Genomic DNA, 25,072 nt, shown 5'->3' with positions numbered 1-25,072 from the left:
TCCCTAAATGATTTTTAACTAATTATTGTGTAACTATGACTGAAGGTAAGTGGGACGAAAAATTCGTAGTGTTCCTTAAAAAATATTATTGGGATAGCGTTCTGCAACTCGCGAACAACTATCCTGACCAGCGTAGTCTGGAAGTTGAGTTCTCCGATCTTGAGATATTTGACAGGGAAATTGCCAGTGAACTTCTTTTCAACCCGGATGAGGTAATGCCCAGTGCAGACAATGCACTTCAGCAGATCGATCTCCCTGTTGAGAAAAGCCTTATTGATGCAAAGGTCCGTTTTGTAAGGATCCCTAATAAGATACCTAACAGAGATCTGCGTAGCAAACATCTCCTACAGTTCGTTGCAATTGAGGGTATGATCCGTAAGGCAACAGAAGTTCGGCCTAAGGTGCTCAATGCTGCATTCCAGTGCATGCGGTGTGAACATGTGACAATGGTTCCCCAGACAGAGATCAAATTTATAGAACCTATTGACTGTGAAAATGAAACATGTGGCCGAAAAGGTCCGTTCAAGATACTTATAAACCAGTCTGTTTTCATTGATGCTCAGAAACTCCAGATACAGGAATCTCCTGAGAACCTTAAAGGTGGTTCACAACCTCAAAGTCTTGATGTAGATATCGAGGATGACCTTGCAGGTATTGTGAAACCCGGAGATCGTGTTATTATCAATGGAGTTCTGCGTTCTCATCAGAGAACCACCAGAGAAGGTAAATCTCCTTTCTATGATCTGGTCTTACATGCTAATTCCATAGAATACATGGATTTGGAGTTTGATGAACTTGAGATAAGCCCTGAAGAAGAGGAGGAGATTCGTGCCATGAGCAAGGATCCGGAAATCTACAGTAAAATGATCGGTTCAATAGCTCCTTCTATTTATGGTTATGAGGATGTGAAAGAAGCCCTTTCACTTCAATTGTTTTCAGGCGTTGCCAAACATCTGCCGGATGGGTCCAGAGTGCGTGGTGATATTCATATGCTTTTTATAGGTGATCCGGGTGTTGCAAAAAGTCAGCTGCTTCGTTACATGGTCAAACTCTCTCCAAGGGGAGTTTTTGCATCAGGTAAGAGTGCTTCTTCAAGTGGTCTTACTGCCGCAGCAGTAAAGGATGATCTGGGAGATGGTCGCTGGACATTGGAGGCAGGTGCCCTTGTTATGGCAGATATGGGAATTGCTGCAGTGGACGAAATGGATAAGATGAGCACAGAGGACAAAAGTGCACTCCACGAAGCAATGGAACAGCAAACCATAAGTGTAGCAAAAGCCGGAATTCTTGCGACACTGAAGTCGCGATGTGCGCTTCTTGGTGCTGCAAATCCAAAATACGGGCGTTTTGACAGGTATGAGGGCATAGCCCAACAGATTAACATGCCACCTGCCCTGATCTCAAGATTTGATATGATATTTGTCATGCTGGATACACCGAACGAGGATCTGGATTCAAGGATAGCAAAACACATTCTCAAGTCACATTATGCCGGTGAACTCTCTGAGCAGCGTAAGAACCTGCCTTCAAGCACTGTTACTCAGGAACAGGTCGACGACCATATGGAAGTTATCAAGCCTGTCATTGATGCAGATATGCTCAGGAAGTATATTGCCTATTCAAGAAGGAATATCTTCCCGGTAATGGAGGAGGATGCACGTGAGCATCTTGTCAAGTTCTACATGGATTTGCGAAAGATGGGGGATGGTAAAGATGCTCCTGTTCCGGTCACTGCGCGTCAGCTAGAAGCCCTTGTAAGACTTGCCGAGGCAAGCGCACGTTTGCGTCTCAGCAATGTTGCGACAATGGAAGATGCCAAAAGAACTACCAAAATAGTTTATTCATGTCTACGTCAGGTCGGTGTTGACCCTGATACAGGTGCATTTGATGTAGACATCATAGCTTCCGGCACAAGCAAGAGCCAAAGGGATAAAATAAAGATAATTAAGGAAGTCATTAAAATGGTCGGTGAAAAGCATCCCGGTGGAAAGGCACCACTTGAAGAGGTCTATACGGAGGCTCAGAACCAACAGATAGACCGGCAACATGCTGAAGAGCTGATATCCAAGATGAGACGTTCCGGTGATTTAATAAAACCCGATAAAGAACATGTAAAGGTAGTTTGAAGAAGTGATCCCATGTATATCAAGATCCACAAATCAGGTGACACAACTATCGTTGCTCTATGCGACAGGGAATTGATAGGAAAAACCCTTAAAGAAGGAGATATCACTGTTACAATAACAGAAGAATTCTACAAAGGGGAACTCATATCAGAGGAAGATGCTATAAAAATTATATCAAAGGCATCAAATATCAACATATTTGGCGATAAAGCAGTTTCATGCGCCGTTAAATGCGGTGCAGTAAATCAAAATAATGTACGGATTATTAATGAAGTAGCACATGCCCAGGTATTCAGGCTATAAATGTTACGAGGTTTTGTTATGAATGATGAGATGGCGGTTTCGGGCGTAGAAAACAATGCGCTAAACACCTTTGACAGAAAAGGACTCATTGAAGGAGTTGTTAAGAAGCATAAGAAATTCTTAGATGAATATGCTTCTGAATTCAATGAACTCGGAAATAAAATGAAAGTCGTTCAGGAAAATATCGATTCCTCTAAGAACAATAGGGAAATGGTTCTGGAAAAAGTAGAGATATTAACTGAAAAGAGACAATTGTTCTACCATCAGGCAGAAAAGTTGCTTGATGAGTTGGATGATTCGGTTTCCGATAACAGCGAGTTTTCCAGAGAAATGTCTTTTGTCAAAGAGAAGCTTTTAAAGGTGAAAGGTTCGCTTACTCCTGATGAAGAGCAAACACGGGTAGATTCTATTTTGCTGAGTGTCTCCGCTCTCAGTTCAAAAGCATCAGGAGTTGATGATCGTCTTGATGCTATTAATGAAAGGATAAAACAAGCCCTCAGTTCAAAAATAGAACTAAGTTCTATCGATAGTTCAGAAGAAAGTTACAATAATTCTATATCTTCACTTGAGGATGAAATGAACGAAATCTCTCCAAGGTATAAATGGTTAGAGAACAGGATACAAAGCCATAAAGAGGCATTGCAGCACTGGGAGAAGCAACCTGATGTGATTGATGCGGGAGAGGTTGAAGCATGACTGATATAGATGTTTCATCAATGAATGAAAAAGAGCTGAAGAACAAAGTAAACGACATTCGTACTCAAGTAGGCCACCATGAGCGTGAACTTAAAGGTATCTTCAGGGAACTCAAACTTCATCGAACCAACACAGATGACTTAAAAAAGAAGCGTGATGGTCTTAATTCCAAGGTAAAGGGTCTGGTGGCAAAGGCACGTGATGTCAAGTCTAAGAGAGATTCTATCAATGCAAAGATAGCTGCCTTGAAATCTTCAAGAAATGTGGTTAATGAAAAGACACGTAAGTTCTCAGATAATATCAATGAACTCAAGACAAAGAGGGATGATCTCAACAAGTTATCCAAGGGTAGTGTTGAAACACTTTCAAAAGCCTATGCTGCAGACCTTGATCTCTTCCTGAATGCTGATATTCCGTTGAAACATGAGATCGATCTCTTTAGCAGGTTGATAGATCTTAAAGAGCGTCTTGGAGCAGCATTTGATGCAAACGATATCCATCAGAAATTAATGCAAACATATGAAGCTTCAAAAGATGTGTTTGATTCAAGGGAAGACTTTGGTGATGAGATTGGTAAGCTTGCAGAAGAATCCCAGAAATATCATCTTGAAATGATAGATTTCTATAATCAGGCTGATGAATTCAGAAAAGCTGCCGATGAAGCACACTCTCAGATATCGGAGAAATATGCTGTAACTGCGCCTATAAGGGAAAAGATCGATCCTCTTAAGAAGAAGATTGAATTGCTTAGAGATGAGCTTGGTGTCTATCTTGAAAAGCTCAACGATATCCAGATTGAAAAAGATGACAAGAAGCAGGAAGAACATCTCGTGGTTGCCAAAGAGAAACTGGAGAAGAGTGGCCGCCTGAGTCTTGAGGACCTTAAGGTATTAATGGAGAAGGGAGATCTGAAATTCTGATTTCCTTTTCTACTATTCTTTTTTAATTAATTTAAAATTCGTCTGCATGCCATTAAAAAAGAGATGCATGCGAATGTCTGGAATATTGTAAATCCGCTTGTTTGTCCGATAGTACTGTTTCCAGATGTCTGGTTGTCATCGCTTTGACCGTTGTTCTCTTCATCTTCTTCTAATACGGCATCTGGGAGGTCACTATCCTGGTATTGGTACACCGGCTTGAAGGTAATGAGTTCTCTGCCGGAACTGATGTATATCGTATCCACTGTAATGTTTAAAATTTCCTCGTCTTTACAATAGATAAACTTCTCATCTTCTGACAAGATTGCTTCCTTCAGAAGTTCATCTTCCTTCAGGAGTTTTACCCAGACCTGTTTTTTCTCAAGATTCACACTACTGACCGTAAAAATATATCCCTGATAGAAATTCCATGAGTTTCCGGTTGTCAGGAATATTCCGGTTCCGTTTATCAACAAAGGTTCTCTGTACTCTCTTATAATTAAGGGTTCATTATAGTCCCTTGTGAATACGGAGTCAGCACATGCCGATGATGCCATTGAAAAAAAAGTATAAATGCAATTACAATATTGCAGGTTCTGTTTGAGTATAGCATGAAAGTATCACTTCATTTGATCAATTGCAGTAGCGACAGTTACCTGCAATGATCTCATGTCTCTTTTTATCCCTGTCAAGGACAACAATTGCACCTTTTTCAGTAATTCCAACAACCTTGCCTTCAATGAGTTTGTTTGGTGTCCTTATCCTGACTTCCTTTCCAATTGTATCAGAGAGATTGATCCATTCATCAACGATGTCCGTGAATTTTTGCGTTTTAAACTTTATGTATTGTTGTTCCAGTTCATAAAGAAGGGATGCAATGAAAGTAGTTCTGTTGACTGCTTTTCCTACTTCATTAGTAATACTTGTTGATTTTCTTCTAATTTCTTCTTTAAGTCCATCAAGTTTGATGTTTGCATTTATGCCAATTCCAAGGATTACATAGTCGACCTTGTCAACTTCAGCACTGACCTCTGTAAGTATTCCGCATATCTTTTTGCCTTTAACAAGTACGTCATTTGGCCATTTGATGCGTGCATCCACTCCCGCATCTCTCAATGTATTCGTTACAGCAATGCCTGCTACAAGTGTTATCTTTGACAGGTTGTCAAGTGATATGGCCGGTTTTAAAATAAGGGACAACCATACACCTCCAGGGTTTGATTGCCATTCACTCCCCAGACGTCCGCGACCGTTTTTCTGTGTTTCTGCAATGACCACAGTGCCCTCTGGCGATTTTAATGCAATTTCCCTGGCCGTATTGTTGGTTGACTCCAGCTCAGTATGATATCTGATATTAGTTCCTATGAGACTTGTTTTCAAAATAGCTTTCAGTTCATCAGGATCGATTCTGTCCGGACATGCATCAAGTATGTAACCTACCTTTGGAGAAGAACGAATGTCATACCCTTCTCTTCTGAGATTTCTGACATATTTCCATACCATTGCCCTGGATATGCCTAGTTTTTCTCCTATCTCCTGACCCGAAACTGGATTTCCTTCAGATTGTCTTAACAATCTTATGATTTCTTTTCTGTTGTCATTCACAGTCATTCCCCCCTTCGAAAGTTTATTCCCTATCTAGATATATGTTGCTACCAAAACTTTGTTACTTTGTCTGTTTTTTGACAGCATTTACATATGAACCTACAGCAGCTGTTACGGCAGCTATTTTCAGATCCTTGTTATCAAGTACTGAAGCCAGGGTAACACCTTTGGTAGTATCTTCTTCCACGACCTTTTTCACATCTTCTATGATGTTGTTGTCCTCTATGAAATGAGTAGTAAGTTTTCCTTCCCTGAATGCAGGATGTTTCAGGACTGCTTTGTGGAATGGGATATTGGTTGTGACTCCAACGACCACATATTCGTACAATGCACGCTGCATTCTATCAATGGCTTCGTCCCTGTTACTTCCCCATGCACAGAGCTTTGAGATCATAGAGTCATAATAAGGTGAAATAGTGTATCCCATATGGACTCCACTATCAACCCTTATACCGGGTCCTCCGGCAGATCTGTATCTCCTTATCTTTCCAGGAGAGGGTGCAAAGTCGTTCAGCGGGTCTTCAGCATTAAGGCGGCATTCGATTGCCCATCCATTGATTTTGATATCTTCCTGTTTAAATGGTAATTCCTCACCACAGGCAATATGAAGCTGCTGTTTTGCAAGGTCTATACCTGTGATCATCTCGCTGATGGTGTGTTCCACCTGCAATCTGGTATTGACTTCAAGGAAATAGAAATCCCCCTTTGAGTAAAGGAATTCGACAGTTCCTGCATTTTCATATCCGATGGCCTTTGCAGCCTTAACAGCAGTTTCGCCCATCTCCTTTCGAAGTTCAGGTGTCATTACAGGAGATGGTGCTTCCTCGATAAGTTTTTGGTGTCTGCGCTGTATGGAACATTCCCTTTCCATGGCATAGACTGCATTTCCGTACTTATCTGCAAGTATCTGGAATTCAATGTGCCTTGGTTCTTCTACATATTTTTCAATAAATACTGTTGAGTCACCAAAGGCTGATTTTGCAACAGATTGTATGGAACTAAGGGCAGTGTGGAACTCTTTTCTGGAATGTACTATTTTCATTCCTATACCGCCACCACCGGCAGATGCTTTGATCATAACAGGATAACCTATACCATCTGCAACGTCTGCTGCATCTTCCGGATCTGCTATGGCCTCATTTGTTCCTGGGACTACCGGTACACCTGCTTCTATCATGGTATTTCTGGCAGCTATTTTGCTTCCCATTTGCTCAATGGACTTGCTTGAAGGCCCTATAAAAGTAATTCCTGCTTCCTCACACTTACGAGCGAATTTACTGTTTTCGGACAGGAATCCGTATCCCGGGTGAACGCCCTCTGCTCCGCATTCAAGTGCGACTTCTATTATCTTATCTCCATTCAGGTAACTCTGGCTGGAAGGTGCAGGACCTATCAGGTATGCTTCATCCGCATATTTTGCAAAAAGAGCATTACTGTCAGCTTCTGAGTACACTGCCACGGTCTGGACACCAAGCTCACGACATGCACGCATTGCACGGATGGCTATCTCGCCTCGGTTAGCTACAAGTACTTTCTTGAACATGCCGGCTCACCTACTCTATACTCATCAGTACATCGCCGGATTTTACAGCATCACCATCTGCGATAAGTATAGCTTTTACTGTTCCTCCATGTGGCGCATGGATTGAATTTTCCATCTTCATAGCTTCAATGACACATAATGTGTCGCCTTCTTCAATAATATCTCCGACTTGAACTTTTGTGGAAAGCACCATTCCCTGCATGTGGCTTGTCACAGCTCCTGGTATGGAATCTGCAGTTGGCTTCTCATCTGCTTCAACGACTTTAACAGAACCGCCAACAGGATTTACTTTTACATTGAAAACTTCCCCGTCAACTTCCACTGTATAGTCAGTTGGTATTCCGGAAACATCGGATGAAGCAGCGCATGGATTTTTCTTTTCCATGATTGGTGCAAGGTCTTCCTCTTCAAGCTCTCCTTTCAGGAATGCAGGAGCTATTGCCGGGTAGAGTATGTAAGTGAGGATATCTTCTTCCTTTTTGATGATGCCCATCTCTTCTGCTTCCTTCTTCATCTTCTCATACTCTGGCTTGAGAAGGTCTGCAGGTCTGCAGGTAATTGGTTCTTCATCACCGATTATCTTTGCAATTATCTCATCACTGATCTTCTGTGGTGGTCTTCCGTAAAGGCCACGAACATAATCTTTGACTTCCTTTGGAATTACCTTGTATCTCTCACCCATCAGCACATTGAGCACTGCCTGGGTACCAACTATCTGGCTTGTGGGCGTAACAAGTGGCGGGTATCCAAGTTCTGCACGTACAAGTGGCATTTCTTTGAGGACCTCATCGAATTTATCCAGTGCATTCTGCTCTTTGAGCTGGGATACAAGATTTGAAAGCATTCCCCCCGGTATCTGATAAAGCAACACATTGGTGTCTATCTGTTCAGAGATCGGATCAAGTATGCAGCGGTAGTGTTCTTTTATTTCCTTGAAGTGCTGTGATATCTCTGATATCAGTTCAAGGTCAAGTCCTGTAGCGCGTTTTGTTTCAGCAAGTGCAGCCACGATCGATTCGGTTGGTGGCTGTGATGTTCCCCATGCAAAGGGAGATAGTGCAGTATCAAGTATATCAACACCTGCCCTGCATGCTGCTGTGTAGCTCATAGGTGCCATTCCTGATGTGCAGTGTGAGTGCAGATCAACAGGAAGGTTCACTTCTGTCTTGAGAGCTTTCACGAGATTAAATGCCTGCTGTGGCGATATAAGGCCTGCCATGTCCTTGATACAAAGTGAATCGCATCCAAGTTCTGCTAGTCCGGTTGCAAGTTCTACATACTTATCAATAGTATGGACCGGACTTATGGTATAAGCGATGGCACCCTGTACTTCGGCTCCATCTTTTTTAGCTACAGTGATGGCTTTTTCCATGTTGCGGATGTCATTTACAGCGTCAAATACCCTGAAGATATCAATACCATTTTCATGGGCTTTTTTAACGAACTTTTCCACAACATCATCAGAATAGTGTCTGTATCCTACCAGATTCTGTCCTCTGAGAAGCATCTGTGCAGGGGTTTCTTTCATGTGTTTTTTAAGGTCCCTCAATCTTTCCCATGGGTCCTCATTGAGATATCTTATAGAGCTGTCAAATGTAGCTCCCCCCCACATCTCAAGTGAATAGTATCCGACTTCATCAAGCTTGTCTACAATTGGAAGCATGTTGCGGGTGCGCATTCTGGTGGCAATAAGAGATTGATGCGCATCTCGAAGAATAGTTTCGGTTATTTTTACTTTCATAGGAATCCTCCGGGAAATTATGTAGTAGTGTGAGTGGTAAATTATAATAGAGAATCATCTAACTCCGTGTCAGATGGAATTGTATCATATATATCATGTTCTTTTATGTAGTTTCTGGTGAGTAATTTATATATTCTGCCTGCCCTACACAATAATTAATAAAAAAAGAAGGCATTGATCAAATATAATTAGTAATCAATAAAAAAACATGCTGGTTTTTCCGGAGTCAGAATGATTTATTTTAGTGAATCACAATCATCTGATCTTTTTCTGTTGGTTCCTTGATATCCACAAAAATTCCTGTCATCATCAAGTAATATTTTAGCGTATATTTATATGGTACAAGCTTCCTATTTTTATCGTATGTGAACGTTTCAATTTTTGTAAATTCATCATCATACCTATTTTCCACAGAATACTTCATTGCGTCTTCCATTTTTTTTATTTCATTTTCAGGAAAATGGTCCTGAAGTTTAGTCCCGACGACATCTTCCGATTTAAGATCTGTTATTGTTATTGTGGCAGGATTGGCATAGGTAAATACAAGGTTTTCGTCCAGTTGCCATATACTGTCAAGGGTGTTTTCAGCAAGAAGCCGGTGTTTTCTCTCGCTCTCTTTTAGTTTTTCTTCCATTTCTCTCTGTTTAGTAATATCTTCACCTGATGTGATAATTCCCAAAATGTTACCATTTTTGTCTTTAAGGCTTACATTTATCCATTTGATTAATTTATTTTATCCAGTGGATGTGACAATGTGGCTTTCACAGTTAGTTTCAAATCCCTCATTCAGAATTCTATTGCATCTGATCAGAGCATTATCTTTGTCCCCTTCTAAAAGGAAATTGTCCAGGAATTTTTTGCCAATAATATCCTCAATATCACATTCAAGGATACCAAGTCCTTTTCTGTTTATAAGAGTGCAATTTTTATCCTTGTCCAGTACCATTATCAAAACGCCGGCAACGTCAAGATAATTCTGTGCTTTTGCATGTTCTTCCAGAATTCTCTCTTCTGCTACTTTTCTCTCAGTGATCTCTTTTTTGAGCAATTCGTTTGATTTTTTAAGTTCTGATGTTCTTTCAGAAACAAGGATTTCAAGTTTTTCCTGTTCTTCTTTCAAATAATTTAGAGAATTCATGTTTTCAGTTATATTTTCCATGATCACGGTTACGCTTGATTCACCATCATCGAACGTTGAAGGAATTATTTTAGTTTTGAAAAAACGTAGTTCATTTTTTATGATCAGGTCAAGGATCTCTACCAGTTCTTTTCCTTTGATACCTTCATCTATTTTTTCTATAAATGTCCTAGTTGACATCATTGGAGTGATTAGCTCTTCGATTGGCCTGCCACTTAATTCTTTTTTAGGAATACCAAGCATGTCTGCAAACCTTTCATTTGCCTGAACGACTTTGTGTTCGCTATCTATTACCAGTATATTATCTGAGGTAAAATTCAGTAATGTTGAGATTGGTATCTTTTGCGATAAGTAATATATTTTGGCAGTACCAATTGATTCCATTTCAATGTGCCCACTGATTCTAAGGATTTCCAGGTACTTTGCAACAGTATTTCGGTTAATGCCTATTTTTTTAGAAATATCCGTAACACTAAGGCCACGAGGGTTGTCTTTTAGAACATTTTTAATCATACTTGTTTCTTTTTTGTATATGCGCATTAATATATTCTCTATAGTTTCTTTGACGTAAATGTAATGCACAAGTGTAGCAAAGTTTTTACTTCGTATTCACATTTGTGAGATTGTTACTAATTTCGGTTTTGTGTAACAACTGCATATATAAGTGTATTGTTAACACCGTTACATATTGTTCTAAATTCGTAAACAACAGACATGTGTTAAATAATTTTTACACATGAAAAATCAATAACTTTAAATATCTAATTTATTTTATATAATTCAATTGTATATATGCAGCTTTGCAAGGCAAAGCTGCTCATCAAATGCACGTTTTCTTGCAATAAAGTGAAACGTGCTAAAATTTGAGTTATAAAACTTATTTATTTACGGACGGATTAAAAATGCTAGGAATGAATGATAAACTTAAAACTGAGCTTATTAATGTACTTGATGCAGTGGAATCTGGGGATTCAGCTGTTAGAATATCTCCAAAAAATGGTTCTTTAGATAAGAAAGTGGCAGAATCAGTGAATCTGATCTTAGATGAATATGTTTCCTTGAAAAATGAATTATCGAAGAAGGAAAATAGATTGGAGCAAATGGCTGCTGAAGAAGTCCATAACAAAAAACTTGCAAATGAGGTTCTTTTACTTATCGACGCAATTGTAGAGGGAAAACTCGATACACGTGGTGATATTTCAGAATTGGATGGCAATTGTAAAAACATTCTTGGAGGTATAAATAGGCTTCTGGATGCTGTAATGGGTCCGTTGAATGTTTCTGCTGAATATATTGATCGTATTTCCAAAGGTGACATTCCTGAAAAGATCACAGACGATTATAAGGGTGATTTTAACGAGATCAAGAACAATCTCAACATGTGCATTGATTCGATTATAGTTATTAACTTAACATTTTCAACTTATTATCCAGAAATGTCTCAATCCATTTTCTTGCGAAGCTAATCTTCGATGAACAATCAATAAACTCCTCAGCAATCAGATTTTTCATATGATCCAGATCTTTCACAAAATTGCGAGAAATAATTCTTTTGACACTTTTCCAGATGAATTCGATTGGATTCAAGTCGGGTGAATATGGAGGTAAATAGACCAATTCAATATCATTTGCCTGTGCAAATTCCACTGTATATTTTGCTCGATGTGATCTAAAATTGTCGAGAATAATTACGATTCTCTCTCCCATGTTATTGTTTTTAACAGCTGATAAAAACGAACATACATCCTCCTTGGTTGAATGTTCTTTGAAATCAATAACAGAATTACCATTCAATGCATAAAAACCGAAGGAGTTTGCTTTTATCCTGGTTGTGTTTTTGAAGATGGCAGGTTTATTGAAAGACCATAAACGAACCGTATTTGATGTTGTTTGGGGAGATGATTCATCAAGAAATCCGATAACGCAATCATCATCGATTAACGGTAAGTTTTTTTTAAACAATCTTCTGCATTTTGTGGTCTTCGATAATCATGCGCATATGGTTTGGCATGATGCATGCCAAACTTCTTCAAGATCACTAGTATTTGCTTAATGGTGTATTGAACCTTAAATTCATTATAAATGAGTTCCTGAACTTCTTTTGTAGACCAATCATCTCTTTCATGTAACATGTCCCTTAGTTTTTCTTTTTGATCATCAGTGAGTTTGGAAGGACATCCTCCTGAAAACCTAGGCTTTAATCCTTCATATCCGTCTTGATTCCACCGCTCTTGCCATTGATATGCAACGGGTTTTGATATCCCTACAAGTTTAGCTGCTTCATTAACAGAAGCTCCTTCATAACGATGTTTAACAAAATATAAACGTTGTAGAACTCGTGTGTCTTTCTCTAATGACTTAATATGTTTAAGCAATTCTTCTGATGAAAGATGATGCTTTATCGGAATTTGTTCGGGTTTAGCCATACAGTATTGTTATACTCAATTAGTATTAAAAGTTTGGTTAATAACTATAATTCACTCCTTGATGAAGCCAGTTTCCTTGCAGATTCCGCAATTGAGGGAAAACTCACTGTTCGCGCAAACCCTGAGAAGTTCAATGGTGAGTATGCCAAGCTGATACAGGAAATGAATGATATTGTCAATACACTTGTGGGCCATCTCGATAATGTCCCTGTTCCATTTATGATAATTGATAATGACTACTCAATTAACTATGTCAATAATCAGGCAGCAGGTGTGGCGAGTCTTAGTTTAGGTGACATGCTTGAACGTAAGTGTCATGACATTTACAAAACCAGTGCCTGTGGGACTGATTCATGTGTCTGCCATATGGCAATGGTATCTGGAAACAACGAAAAAAGTGAGGGTGTAGCTAGCATTGGAGGTCAGGATATTAATCTTGAATGTAGTGGTGCACCTCTTAAGGACAGACAGGGCAAAGTTATCGGCTGTCTGGAAATATTCACAGACCAAACTCAAATCAGGACTGCAATAGCAGATGCAAGAACCAAGGTCGACTATCTTAATAGTATTCCAACACCAATCATGGCAATGGATACGGACCTTAATGTCAAGTTCATTAATCCTGCCGGAGCTGCTGCACTTAAAAGCACTACCGAGGCATGTACTGGCAAGAAATGTTACGATCTTTTCAAGACTCCGCACTGTAATACAGAGAACTGTCAGGTTGCAAAAAGCATTAAGACCGGCGAGGTTTGTACGAGTGATACTGTTGCAAGACTTCCTTCGGGAGATTTGCCAATACGCTACACCGCCACAGTACTTAAAGATGCAGATGGCAACGTAGTGGGTGCGCTTGAGTATGTGTTTGACCTTACTACTGAGGTAGGTGTTACCGAAGAAGTCCTAAACCTTGCAGAAGCAGCTGTTAAAGGAAAACTGGATGTAAGGGCTGATGCAGATAAGTTCACGGGCAATAACCATGAGATCATGATAGCTGTCAATAACACCCTTGATTCAGTAATATCTCCACTCAATGTTGCTGCTGAATACGTGGATCACATTTCCAAAGGTGATATTCCTGATAAGATCACGGAGGAATATTATGGTGACTTCAATGATATCAAGAATAATCTTAATGGTTGCATCGATGCTATTAATGCTTTAGTTGAAGATGCCAATAATTTGGCCCAGGCAGGAATCAACGGTCAGCTAAGCACACGTGCCGATGCATCCAGACATCATGGTGATTTCCGTAAAATCGTAGAGGGCGTTAATGGATGTCTAGATGCTGTCATTCATCCGTTCAACGAAGCTACAAAAGTCATAAATGCCTATGCATACGGCGACCTTAATGCAAGATTTACAATAGATGTCCGTGGAGATTTCAAAGAACTTGGTGATACTCTCAATGGATTCGGTAATTCTTTGCAAAGCCTCATATCCGATCTAAGTGCTGTACTTACAGCAATTTCTGAAAATGATCTTTCTCATCCTGTAGGCATTGATGGCGTTGGTGATTTCAAGGCGCTGACAGATGGAATAGAGGATACCAGAAAATCATTGAATCGTGTGATTTCAATGGTACATAATAATTCAAGGGATGTAGCATCAACTGCCGAGGAAATGTCTGCCTCTGTTGAAGAAGTGAGCTCTTCCTCCTATCAGATAGCAGATACTGTATCTGAAATATCAAGAGGAGCACAGAACCAGGCCTCAAAGACAGAAGAAGTCTCACGTGCAATGGTGGACATGACTCTTACGGTGCAGGAAGTTGCAACGAATTCACAGAAGGCAGCACAAAATGCAAGGTAGTCCAATGATCTGATAAATAATCTTGGTACAATTGCCACTGATCTTCTTGATAAGATGGATTCAATAAAGAAAGCATCTGCCGAGTCTTCCGGTGTTATTATGGAACTTGATGGTAAGTCAAAGCAGATCGGTGAGATCGTCAATCTTATCACAAACATTGCAGACCAAACTAACCTTCTTGCGCTAAATGCAGCCATTGAAGCGGCGCGTGCAGGTGAGCATGGTCGTGGATTTGCTGTTGTTGCAGATGAAGTGAGGAAACTTGCTGAGGAGTCAGGTAATGCTGCTAAACAGATATCAACACTTATAGGTGACATTCAGGCAGGTACTCACAATGCGGTTACATCTATGCAGCAGGGTTCTGTAGAAGTGGAAACCGGGGCAGATGCTCTTAATGAGGCAGCTTCTGTCATAGGGCAGGTAGTAAATGCCGGTAATATGGTAGCAAGTATGGTTCAGGATATTGCCGCTGCTGCACAGGAGCAGTCTGCTTCCATAGAAGAGGTCACTTCTTCAATAGAAGAGGTCAGTGCTATCTCAGAGGAATCTGCCGCAGGAACTGAAGAAGCATCTGCAGCTGTTCAGGAACAAAGTGCAACAATGCAGGAACTTTCACGTTCAGCAGAAGACCTCTCAAGTCTTGCAGGTGACATGAAAGCAGTTGTCGATGAGTTCATACTGGATTCCACTTCAAGATCAGATGGGAAAGTAGCCAGTTCTGCAAGAGGTCCGGAGATTGAAAAGAAAGAGCATGCTTTTGTGTGATTATATCTGGTATAGTAGAATATTATACTATATGGCGTGATATAATATGTGTTCACTGTACTCTTGGGTGAGTAATTGAGAATGATAGCGTAATCATTCTCACCATATCTTTTCATTATTAGTTCGTAACTATTCAGCCTAGCTCACTTCCACCAAGCTGATTTCTTCATCCACGATCAATTCTGCAACTTTGGAACAAATGAATTGCCATAAAATATTGCACTAATTGCATCGATAACAGATTCAGAATTCTTATTAACAGTAGACACGTATCCTCTTATACGGCAGAAATTTTTTGCACCCTGTTCACTGCGGAAAGTACCTGATATCTTCTGCTGTACTTTCGTCATTCTGATATCTCTTTCAGCCTGATTGTTATCAAACGGAACGTTTTGGTCGTACATAAATCGTAAGATATCCTCTTTATGGCCAATAAACCTATCCAGCAAATTCTTTACCGTGGTCTGCTTCTTACGTCCTCGTTTTTTAGACCGCACATTTGATTCCGGATCAGGAGGATTTTCATTCACTCCTAAACAAGTTATGTGATCATAATCCTCACTGAACCTTTGAATTAGCTCAGTATCTAAAAGATCATTATCAACATGATGTTTAATGCATATCAAGAGATCACTCATTATCTTTGGCCACTGTTGATCCCTGTTTTCGGAAGCTCCAGTTAACTCTCGTAATAAATGTGCATTACATAATGAATGTTGACATTCATATTTGTTGTACGGTTTCCAAAAATCATGTGTTGCAACACCAGTGTAACCTGGTAATATGCCCATAGCATCCATTGCTTCTGAGCCCCTTTTGCGATGTGCAAAATAATAGGTCAGTTTGTCTGTACCTGCCACATGAAGCCAATTACGAACTGCATTTATTCTCATTCCTGTTTCATCCAGATTGATGACAGGAGATTCTTTCAGGAGATGTTTCACTGTATTTTCAAAAGCTCCAAGCTTCTCAAAACAACTACGTTCCGTGTTCACCAAAGTAGCAGGACTTATCTTGCATCCCAAAATATCAGAGAACAACTTGGTAACACGCTGATAAGGAAGTAATTGGTAAGTGTGCAAATAAACTGCAAATGACTTAACTCGATGACCGTATTGAGTCGGCTGAGTTACACCATCTGGAAAAAGAGCTTTGTTTACATGAGAACATTTGGGACATGTTTTAATCTCGCAACGATGTTCAATGCAATTGATAGTTATAGGAGGAATGTCAAAGACCTGTCTTCTTTCATAGTTAGAGGGAACAGAAGCTAACGATCTCCCACAATTGACGCATTGATTAACAGGATGAACAATAACTTCATCCGGATCATCATTTATTCTTAATGTAGTACCAGGATGACCGTTTTGACCACCTACATGCTTATTGGTCTTTTTTCTTTGACTTTTAACGGTTGGTTTATTCCGTGCATAAGAATCAGTAGAAGGTGGTTTGCTACTGTTGCGACTATTCTTTTCAAGCATTTCTTCCAAATGCCTGACACGCTCTTCAAGTTGTGCAATTTGGAGAGATTGATGTTCAATTATCCCAAGTAATCGAGTTACAAGTTCTACTACTGCTTCTGGACCAGCTTCATAAACTGCAAGTATTTCTTCGCGGTCTATACAAATCCCCTCAGATTGATAGACGTTTTTTATGATATTTTACTGAATATTTTTTAACACATAGAATGAAGCCATAGTATATTGTTTTTTGCATCATTAAAACAGTCAGGCTGAATAGTTACATTAGTTCTTTATTACCCAATCTTATTTTATATTTGTACATATATATTTTGTGTAGGTATACTTTTATAATATCGTGTTTATCTTTAAATAAGCCTAATTATAATTATATAGAATTGTATGTTCGAATGCAAATTTATAGGTCTAAATGTGCAAAAGTTAAACTTACGCCGAGCATCAATTTTGATACGGCAGGGTGAAAACATGCTAGGGAAAAATAACAAACTATACAATGAGATAATTGATGTTCTGACTTCCATTGATAATGGCAATTCAGATTCAAGGTTGAGTCCTCAGACCAATGGATTAGAGGGTGAGATGTCAGAAGCATTGAATGCGTTTCTGGACAAAGCTACAGGGTGGAAGAATGAGGTAGAGCAACAGGAAAAACTCTCGGAACAGATTACTTTGCTTGTAAACTCTACTGTTGAAGGACATCTTGATGTTCGTGCAGATCCTGAGAACTTTGAAGGTGACTTTAAAGAACTTGTTACAGGTATCAACTCAATGATAGATGCCATTGTTATTCCTTTCATGGCAGCTTCCAAATATGTAACCCGCCTTTCAAATGGCGATATCCCGCCAAAGATAACAAAGGAGTTCAAGGGTAGCTTCAACGATCTTAAAAACAATCTCAATATTTGTGTTGATGCTATCAATGCCTTGATTGTCGATTCAGAGATGCTCGCAACAGCAGGTTCTCAGGGCAAGGTAGATGTCCGTGCTGATGCTTCCCGCCATGGTGGAGAGTTCAGGACCATTATCGAGAATCTCAATAATACACTTGATTCCATCGCCAAGCCTCTTAACGAGAGCACTGATGTTCTGCTTAAACTGGCTGTCAACGACTTTGAGACAAGTGTTGAAGGTCAGTACGATGGGACATTCAAAGATAATGCCTATGCTGTAAATGAAGTTTGCAAGAGGCTTCAGAATATTCAGCGTACCTTTGAATACATGACCAAAGGAGATTTCAGCGATCTTGAAAAATACAGAGCAGTAGGCAAGCGTTCTGAGAATGATAAACTTCTTCCATATACCATTGGAATGATGGAAAATGTAAAGGGTATGGCAGATGAATTTATCAGTCTAGGTCATGCTGCTGAAACCGGAAAGCTTGACTACAGGGCAGATGCATCACATTTCCAGGGGTTGTTCAACGAAGCTATCACGACTGTCAACGATGCTTTTGATGCTGTTATCAACCCATTGAACATGACTGCTGAATATGTTGAGCAGATATCTAGGGGAGAAGTACCTGAGAGAATAACTGCTGAATATAAGGGTGATTTTAATCATATCAAGAACAACATCAACGACTGTATTGCTGGTCTTGCCGGTCTTGTAGAGAGCAATGAGGTTTTGCAATTGATAGAAAATAATGACCATACAAGAACTGTTGAAGGTAATTATCAGGGGATATTCGCTGAAGTGGCATCAGCCACCAATGGTATTCGTGACAGGATCCTGACTGTTATGGGCGTGAACAAGAAAATCGCTGTAGGTGATCTGAGTGATCTTGCTGGACTCAAGAAAGTAGGTAAGCGATCAGACAACGATGAACTTATCCCATGTTATATCTCAATGATGAGCAACATAGAAGGAATTGTGGATGAGTTCATTAAACTTGGCAATGCTGCAGAGGCTGGAAACCTTGACTACAGGGCTGATGGGTCCATCTACGAAGGACGCTTTAATGATGCTATCAACACTGTCAACCAGGCTGTAGATGCACTTGTGACCCCTCTGAATGAGGCAATGCGCATAGTCAATGATTATTCCGAAGGTGAACTAGATGCGAGGTTCAGTTTCACAAGTAAAGGTGACTTTAAGGTATTTTCTGATTCACTTGATAATTTTGGAGAAAACCTGCAGGCAATTATTGCAGATTCTTCCGATGTTCTTGAAGCCATATCTAATAATGATCTTAGCAGAGCTGTTCAAATTCAGGGTGTTGGCGAGTTCAAAGTCCTGACTGATGGTGTCGAAAACACCAGAATGTCATTAAATGAAGTAGTTTCCATGGTTCACGACAGCTCAAGGAACGTTGCATCGACAGCGGAAGAAATGTCTGCATCCGTTGAGCAGATGTCATCTTCATCTTACCAGGTAGCTGATACAGTATCTGAGATTTCAAGAGGTGCTCAGAGCCAGGCCTCAAAGACAGAAGAAGTGTCACGTGCAATGGTGGACATGACCATGACTGTGCAGGAAGTTGCTACAAACTCACAGAAGGCAGCAGAAAATGCAAAGGATTCAAACGAACTGATAAACAACCTCGGTTCTGTAACCAATGATCTTCTTGCCAAGATGGAATCCATAAAGAGTGCATCTGCAGAGTCTTCAAGTGTTATAATGGAACTTGATGGCAAGTCCAAGCAGATAGGTGAAATTGTAAATCTTATCACTAATGTTGCAGACCAGACCAACCTTCTTGCACTCAACGCAGCAATTGAAGCAGCACGTGCAGGTGAGCATGGCCGTGGATTTGCTGTTGTGGCAGATGAGGTTAGAAAACTTGCTGAGGATTCAGGTAATGCCGCAAAACAGATTGCAACACTGATCACAGAAATTCAGGTTGGTACTCAAAATGCAGTTACATCCATGAATCAGGGATCTGTAGAGGTTGAAACCGGAGCAACTGCTCTTAACGAAGTGGCAGTAGTCATTAAAGATGTAGTAGAGGCAGGTAACCAGATAGCAAATATGGTTCAGGATATTGCAGCTGCTGCACAGGAACAATCTGCTTCCATAGAAGAAGTAACTTCTTCAATAGAAGAGGTCAGTGCAATTTCCGAGGAATCGGCTGCCGGAACTGAGGAAGCATCTGCTGCTGTTCAGGAACAAAGTGCCACAATGCAGGAACTTTCACATTCAGCAGAGGATCTCTCAAGTCTTGCAGGTGAAATGAAAGTGGTCGTCGATAAATTTGTACTGGATTCCACGTCCACGTCAGGTGGACAGACTGATAATTCAGAAAAAACCGAATCAATTGAAAAAATGGAACATGCTCTTGTTTAATGGAATGTGATATAATATGGCAGATGATTTAATATCTGGAACAGGTTCCACCGATGAACTGTTACAAATGGTAGTTTTCCAGCTAGGTGGTGAGGAATTTGGAGTCGAGATCATGAAGGTCCAGGAAATTATAAGGATGCCTGAGATCACACAGATACCACAATCTCCAGAATATGTAGAGGGTGTTATCAATCTTCGTGGCAAGATCATTGTGGTTATAAATCTTGATAAGCGCTTCAATCTTAGTTCCAAGGATGTAGATGAGCATTCACGTATAATTGTCGTTGAGATCGGTGACAATGTCGTGGGTATGATAGTTGATTCTGTGAATGAAGTATTGAGGATAAATGCTTCAAGCATCGACCCCGCTCCTGAACTTGTCACGTCGAGTGTAAGCAAGCAATATATCACGGGCGTAGGTAAATTGGATGATCGCCTTCTGATACTTCTTGACCTTGCTAAGGTATTGAACAAAAAAGAAGTTGAAAATATCGCAAGTCTTGCCTGATATTCAGGCAACCGATATTTTCTTTTTATTATCTATTTCTTACTTGTTCTATTATTAGTTTCATTTTGTGAAAGAAATTGTAAATATATTTTTTTATGTCTGTGTGGCAAAAGGAGAGGATAATTATAGCTTTCACTTATTTTTTCAGGGATATGCAAACACTGGAAATGATCAGGGACTATGTAATTCCTGAACTTCGAAGCAGACACTATATTCACATATGGGATGCTGGTTGTGCTATGGGTCCTGAACCTTACTCACTGGCAATTACATTGAGAGAGAATATGGGTATGACCTTCCGGAATGTCAAGATACATGCAACTGATATAGATAATAGTAACCTGTTTGGGGACATAATCAAAAAAGGCATATATCCCCGGGAAATGGTTCAGAGGATACCAGAGCCTATATTGAACAAATATTTCTCACCGACAGATGAGCCTGGCAACTTCCAGATTTCCAAAGAAATAAGGAAATGCGTCGAGTTCACAAAAAATGATCTTTTGGATCTGAAACCTGTCAGGACAGGTTTTAACCTCATTCTCTGCAAGAATGTCCTTTTGCATTTTAAGGACGAAAAAAAGATAGAAGTCCTCAGGATGTTCTATGATTCTTTGGATGGGGGTTATTTTGCAACTGAACAAACTCAGAAAGTTCCTCCACAAATGCAGAAATTCTTTGAGCCGGTTGTTGCAAACGCACAGCTATATCGAAAAGTTGGTTGATCACAGTAACTGGATGGATATCTTTACCATGCCACATGAGCTATCATTTGATCTTCTCCTGCCGATGAAAGGTTCTGATTACAGATGGCTGAATATCGATCTTAATGACCAAAGGGTTGGAAAGGCCCGGAGCAGAGTAGATGATGATGTTTTGACCATTTATTCTATAATTATTTTTCCAGAATTCGAAGGAAATAACTATGGCAGTAAAACGATAGAAATGTTCAAAGAACACTTCAATACTATCATTGCGGACAGAGTAAGACCAAAAGCTGTCGGCTTCTGGGAAAAGATGGGTTTTTCACGCACTGGTGAAGGGTCTTATATATTCCATAAAAATGACCCTGTTCTTTAATAGAAAACTTTTAACTTAAGACATAGTATTTCTTTTATGGAAATTGAAGCGAAGTTCCTTGTTTCAGAGCGTGATGTCTTTGATAAACTCATGAGTATAAGATCAATAGCTGGGTTTAGTGTTTCAGATCCTGTGCCTAAAGAATTCAGGGATACTTATCTTGATACTCTGGACATGGCAATATATGCTTCAGGTTTCTCATTCAGGTGCAGAGAAAAAAAAGACAAGGTAGTCTATACTCTCAAATCGCTGAAAAGTGCCAGTTCTCTTATTCATATCAGGGAAGAAACAGAATTCACTCTTTCAAAGAAACTTCCTGTTAAAGAGTGGGATGAATGTGCCCTTAAAAACCGGATATTGAATATAATAGGTTCAGGTGCTCTATTTCCATTATTTACTGTGGAACACAAAAGGACGGACTTTCAGGCCTACGACAAAGAAAGACACATTTTGGAATTGAGTTTTGATGATGTAATTGTCGCTTGCGATGAAAATAGAAATAGCTATCTTGAGCTTGAGGTCGAGCTCGTGGGTGATGGGAATGAAGCTGAACTTCATCAGGTAGCTTCGTTCTTCAGGGATGATGTGGGTCTGCTTGTTGGAACTAGTTCCAAATTTGACAATGGTTTTGCACTGTTCATGGAAAATATTCGAAATGATGCTCAAATAATAGATTATGGGATCATTCCCAAAGACAAGCAAATAGTGTATTCTCCTCTCAGGGATATGTTCGAGGAATACAATATTGAACAGGACCATGCTCGAAAGGTTGCAGAAAATTCCCTGAAACTGTTTGATGCTCTCAAACCAATTCACAATCTGAATGATAATCTGCGCCAAACATTAAGGTTTGCAGCTCTTGTACATGACATAGGTGTCATGACCGATATGAAAACCCATCACAAAGTAGGAAGGGACATCCTTCTCACTTCCTGTCCGGAGGAACTTCCATATCCTCTTTGCCTGTTCCTGCCATGGACAACGTTCCTTCACAAGAAAAAAATAGACAAAAACAAGCTGCTGAAATTGTCTGCTAAAAAGAAGTTTTCCCGATTAACTGCTGAGATGCAGGACGATATTCTTAAAATGGCAGCTATCCTGAGGATTGCAGATGCTCTGGATCTTAGCAGAATGAATAGTATGATAACTGGTGTTGATCTTCAAAAAGAAGACATAATAATTAAGGTGCAGGGTTCAGGAGCCGAATTGGATGTAGACAGAGCAGATACAAAAGCAGATATGTGGCGTTTGCTATTTGAAAGAGATATTTATTTCAGGGAAGACTATTGAATTCCTCTCTGAATGAACTATTTTTCTATATTCCTATGAATATTATGACTATGCACAATCTCAAAAAAGAGTTGTCAACAGAACAACACGCAGAACTACTCAGAGCGCTGAAAACCCGTTTTGAGAAGAACATGAACCGCCATAAAGGTCTTCAGTGGGCTAAAGTACAAGCAAAGCTGGAAGCTAATACTGAAAAACTGTGGTCACTCAATGAAATGGAAAGAACCGGCGGTGAACCGGATGTTGTTGGTCATGATAAAAAGACGGGTGAATATATTTTTTATGATTGTTCAGCGGAAAGCCCAAAAGGCCGCAGAAATGTTTGTTACGATCGTGAAGCGCTGGAGTCAAGGAAAGAACATAAACCAGAAAATAACGCTATCGATATGGCAGCTGCCATGGGCATTGAACTTTTAACGATGGAACAATATCAGAAGTTGCAGAAAATTGGAAATTTCGATACGAAGACGTCGAGTTGGGTGAAAACACCTTCTGATATTAGAAAACTCGGCGGCGCCCTCTTTGCTGATCGACGCTACGACAATGTGTTCATGTATCACAACAGTGCGCCCTCTTACTATGGTGTTAGGGGGTTCCGTGGCTCGCTAAGGGTCTAAATTTGGACTTTACGTTCTTTACTTATCACGGTTCAACTAAGATTGTCGTGATGCATCTAGAGGTGAATTACTGAGCTAATAATCAAAGTATCTTAAAACATAGTGTCTGTTGATGCTATGGAATACGCAAAATAAGGCAAAATTTACATTTACTGGAGCCGAAAAAGACGTTTATTTCAGGGAAGACTATTGAATTCCTCTCTGTTTTAACTCCTCTTCTATGCGGTCAATAACAGTATGGAATATCTTAATCCTTGAGTAATACTTGTCGTTTGATTCCACAATTGTCCACGGTGCCCAGGATGTGCTTGTTTTCTGTAGCATTTCATCCGCAGCATCCCTGTAGAGGTTCCACTTTTCACGGTTACGCCAGTCGTCAGGAGTTATTTTCCACTGTTTATGGGAGGTATTTTCCCTTTGCTTGAACCTTTTAAGTTGTTCTTCCTTATCAATATGGGCCCAGAATTTGATGATGATAGTGCCATAATTGGCAAGCGTTTCCTCAAATTCATTAATCTCCCTGTAAGCACGTTTCCATTCCTGGTTACCGCAGAGGTTTTCAACTCTTTCAACAAGTACTCTTCCGTACCAGCTTCTGTCATATATGGCTATATGACCTGCTTCAGGTATTTCGTTATAGAATCTCCAAAGATAGTGGTGTGAAATCTCCGTTTGTGAGGGAACGCCAACAGGAATTACCTGATAAAGTCTGGGATTTAATTTCTGGGCAAGCCGCCTTATACCTCCTCCTTTTCCTGACGCATCCCATCCCTCAAATACACATATTAAGGGTATACGGTGCTTAAAAAGTTCATACTGGAGTTGCGTTATCTTTTTCTGGCATATTTTTTTCTCTTTTTTATATTCTTTATAAGTGAGACTTTTGTCCAGATCGGTCTTTTCAAGTATTGATGAATCTATGTTGGGAATGATACAATTTTCATTATGGTGATTTTGACTTATCTTTATCTCATTTTCGTTGTTTTGTATCTTATTTTCAATAGATTCGATTACCTTTGCAAGTATTTTAATGGTTGCAAAGTTCTTGTCTTCTGATTCTACAATGGTCCATGGTGCAGAAGTCCGGTCTGTTCTTTCCAGAATGCTTTCTATCAGAGGCAGGTGTTTGTCATAATCATTCAGGTATTCCTGTTCTTCTTCTTCTTCTTCAACGATGAACATTGGTATACCCTGTTTTTTCATCTCACGATATCTTTTTCCCTGTTCTTCTTTACTTATGTGCAGGAAGAATTTGATGAGCAGATATCCCTCATCTGTCAACTGTCTTTCAAAATAGTTCGATCCTTCAAGACATTTAGACATTTTATCATTTGCTTTACCTTTGCTGCTGTGCTCGACGGTTATCCTGCGATACCAGCTCCTGTCAAAAATAGCAATGCTGCCTTTTTTGGGTATCTTTGTCCAGAATCGCCACAAAAGAGGTTTTTGTTCTTCCTGATAACAGGGTTTTCCGGTTGTGTAAAGATTAAATCCCATTGGATTGAGGGTTAAAAGGAACTTGTTTATTATATCGGTCATGCCGGATGCATGCCATCCCTCAAAAACTATAATGATAGGTATATCCATTTTCCATGCTTTTCTCTGCAGTTCCCCAATTCGTATCTTCAAATTTTCAATTACATTATCGTATTCTTCTTTGCTGATACTTTTTGAGAGGTCTACATTTTCAAGCATGTTTAATCAATAAAAAGAGTACTGCTTATTTATATATGGCTATA

At 39.8% G+C, this 25,072-nt stretch carries 21 protein-coding genes and 1 pseudogene; 13 read left to right on the top strand and 9 right to left on the bottom strand.

Features of this window, described 5'->3' with window-relative positions; genetic code table 11:
* Positions 1 to 35 precede the first annotated feature (35 nt).
* The 4 genes from WN948_RS12170 to WN948_RS12155 are packed head-to-tail and all read left to right on the top strand — an operon-like array spanning position 36 to position 4,045.
* Complete coding sequence (locus tag WN948_RS12170; protein ID WP_342304466.1) at positions 36 to 2,126, top strand: minichromosome maintenance protein MCM; 2,091 nt, start codon at positions 36 to 38, stop codon at positions 2,124 to 2,126.
* A 12-nt stretch (positions 2,127 to 2,138) separates the two neighbouring features.
* Positions 2,139 to 2,429, top strand: coding sequence for a DUF424 family protein (locus WN948_RS12165; protein WP_342304465.1), 291 nt, complete (start codon positions 2,139 to 2,141; stop codon positions 2,427 to 2,429).
* Between the two features lie 18 nt (positions 2,430 to 2,447).
* Entirely contained in the window at positions 2,448 to 3,125 is a 678-nt protein-coding gene (locus WN948_RS12160; protein WP_342304464.1) for a hypothetical protein, read from the top strand.
* On the top strand, positions 3,122 to 4,045 hold the full coding sequence (locus tag WN948_RS12155; protein ID WP_342304463.1) for a phosphoserine phosphatase: 924 nt from the start codon (positions 3,122 to 3,124) through the stop codon (positions 4,043 to 4,045). Before WN948_RS12160 ends, WN948_RS12155 begins: the two co-directional genes overlap by 4 nt.
* 26 nt (positions 4,046 to 4,071) lie before the next feature.
* Here WN948_RS12155 and WN948_RS12150 read toward each other — a convergent pair whose 3' ends face one another.
* The 6 genes from WN948_RS12150 to WN948_RS12125 form a co-directional block, all read right to left on the bottom strand.
* Positions 4,072 to 4,599 (bottom strand): S-layer protein domain-containing protein, encoded by a 528-nt coding sequence (locus WN948_RS12150; RefSeq protein WP_342304462.1) that lies wholly within the window; start codon positions 4,597 to 4,599, stop codon positions 4,072 to 4,074.
* A gap of 76 nt (positions 4,600 to 4,675) precedes the next feature.
* Positions 4,676 to 5,647, bottom strand: a complete 972-nt coding sequence (locus tag WN948_RS12145; RefSeq protein ID WP_342304461.1) for a biotin--[acetyl-CoA-carboxylase] ligase — start codon at positions 5,645 to 5,647, stop codon at positions 4,676 to 4,678.
* Positions 5,648 to 5,708: 61 nt separating this feature from the next.
* Complete coding sequence (locus WN948_RS12140; RefSeq protein WP_342304460.1) at positions 5,709 to 7,190, bottom strand: acetyl-CoA carboxylase biotin carboxylase subunit; 1,482 nt, start codon at positions 7,188 to 7,190, stop codon at positions 5,709 to 5,711.
* A gap of 10 nt (positions 7,191 to 7,200) precedes the next feature.
* The gene (gene oadA / locus WN948_RS12135) at positions 7,201 to 8,931 is read right to left on the bottom strand and encodes a sodium-extruding oxaloacetate decarboxylase subunit alpha (RefSeq protein WP_342304459.1); all 1,731 of its coding nucleotides are present in this window, start codon (positions 8,929 to 8,931) and stop codon (positions 7,201 to 7,203) included.
* Positions 8,932 to 9,172: 241 nt separating this feature from the next.
* A complete protein-coding gene (locus WN948_RS12130; protein ID WP_342304457.1) occupies positions 9,173 to 9,565 on the bottom strand; it encodes a PAS domain S-box protein in 393 nt (130 codons plus the stop codon).
* Positions 9,566 to 9,664: 99 nt separating this feature from the next.
* Positions 9,665 to 10,609 (bottom strand): PAS domain-containing protein, encoded by a 945-nt coding sequence (locus tag WN948_RS12125; RefSeq protein WP_342304456.1) that lies wholly within the window; start codon positions 10,607 to 10,609, stop codon positions 9,665 to 9,667.
* Positions 10,610 to 10,980: 371 nt separating this feature from the next.
* Between WN948_RS12125 and WN948_RS12120 the strand changes: the two genes are divergently transcribed.
* Positions 10,981 to 11,535 (top strand): hypothetical protein, encoded by a 555-nt coding sequence (locus tag WN948_RS12120; RefSeq protein WP_342304455.1) that lies wholly within the window; start codon positions 10,981 to 10,983, stop codon positions 11,533 to 11,535.
* On the opposite strand, the pseudogene WN948_RS12115 reads toward WN948_RS12120, so the two are convergent.
* Positions 11,474 to 12,495, bottom strand: a pseudogene (locus WN948_RS12115) (IS630 family transposase). The gene WN948_RS12120 and the pseudogene WN948_RS12115 sit on opposite strands and share 62 nt — an antisense overlap.
* A gap of 33 nt (positions 12,496 to 12,528) precedes the next feature.
* Between WN948_RS12115 and WN948_RS12110 the strand changes: the two are divergent.
* Complete coding sequence (locus tag WN948_RS12110) at positions 12,529 to 14,307, top strand: PAS domain-containing protein (RefSeq protein ID WP_342304454.1); 1,779 nt, start codon at positions 12,529 to 12,531, stop codon at positions 14,305 to 14,307.
* A 54-nt stretch (positions 14,308 to 14,361) separates the two neighbouring features.
* Positions 14,362 to 15,072 carry a methyl-accepting chemotaxis protein gene (locus WN948_RS12105; RefSeq protein ID WP_342304453.1) on the top strand — a complete coding sequence of 237 codons (711 nt, stop codon included), beginning with the start codon at positions 14,362 to 14,364 and terminating at the stop codon, positions 15,070 to 15,072.
* Between the two features lie 176 nt (positions 15,073 to 15,248).
* On the opposite strand, the gene WN948_RS12100 is transcribed toward WN948_RS12105, so the two are convergent.
* Complete coding sequence (locus WN948_RS12100) at positions 15,249 to 16,703, bottom strand: IS66 family transposase (RefSeq protein WP_342306395.1); 1,455 nt, start codon at positions 16,701 to 16,703, stop codon at positions 15,249 to 15,251.
* Positions 16,704 to 17,021: 318 nt separating this feature from the next.
* Here WN948_RS12100 and WN948_RS12095 point away from each other — a divergent pair, with 318 nt between their 5' ends.
* From WN948_RS12095 to WN948_RS12070, 6 genes are all read left to right on the top strand, one after another.
* On the top strand, positions 17,022 to 19,838 hold the full coding sequence (locus WN948_RS12095) for a methyl-accepting chemotaxis protein (protein WP_342304452.1): 2,817 nt from the start codon (positions 17,022 to 17,024) through the stop codon (positions 19,836 to 19,838).
* Positions 19,839 to 19,854: 16 nt separating this feature from the next.
* Entirely contained in the window at positions 19,855 to 20,346 is a 492-nt protein-coding gene (locus WN948_RS12090; RefSeq protein WP_342304451.1) for a chemotaxis protein CheW, read from the top strand.
* 95 nt (positions 20,347 to 20,441) lie between these two features.
* Positions 20,442 to 21,071, top strand: a complete 630-nt coding sequence (locus WN948_RS12085) for a CheR family methyltransferase (RefSeq protein WP_342304450.1) — start codon at positions 20,442 to 20,444, stop codon at positions 21,069 to 21,071.
* Between the two features lie 13 nt (positions 21,072 to 21,084).
* Positions 21,085 to 21,426 carry a GNAT family N-acetyltransferase gene (locus WN948_RS12080; RefSeq protein WP_342304449.1) on the top strand — a complete coding sequence of 114 codons (342 nt, stop codon included), beginning with the start codon at positions 21,085 to 21,087 and terminating at the stop codon, positions 21,424 to 21,426.
* 36 nt (positions 21,427 to 21,462) lie between these two features.
* Positions 21,463 to 22,716 carry a CYTH domain-containing protein gene (locus WN948_RS12075; protein ID WP_342304448.1) on the top strand — a complete coding sequence of 418 codons (1,254 nt, stop codon included), beginning with the start codon at positions 21,463 to 21,465 and terminating at the stop codon, positions 22,714 to 22,716.
* Positions 22,713 to 23,333, top strand: a complete 621-nt coding sequence (locus WN948_RS12070; RefSeq protein WP_342304447.1) for a DUF4256 domain-containing protein — start codon at positions 22,713 to 22,715, stop codon at positions 23,331 to 23,333. The genes WN948_RS12075 and WN948_RS12070 overlap by 4 nt, the downstream gene beginning before the upstream one ends.
* A gap of 186 nt (positions 23,334 to 23,519) precedes the next feature.
* Here WN948_RS12070 and pap read toward each other — a convergent pair whose 3' ends face one another.
* Positions 23,520 to 25,028: a polyphosphate:AMP phosphotransferase gene (gene pap / locus WN948_RS12065; RefSeq protein ID WP_342304446.1), complete on the bottom strand. Its 1,509-nt coding sequence runs from the start codon at positions 25,026 to 25,028 to the stop codon at positions 23,520 to 23,522.
* Between the last annotated feature and the right edge of the window lie 44 nt (positions 25,029 to 25,072).

The sequence above is a fragment of the Methanolobus sp. ZRKC5 genome, from assembly GCF_038446525.1.
Taxonomy (GTDB): domain Archaea; phylum Halobacteriota; class Methanosarcinia; order Methanosarcinales; family Methanosarcinaceae; genus Methanolobus.
Note: the sequence above shows the minus strand (reverse complement) of the source record. Positions and strands in the feature narration are given on the sequence as shown.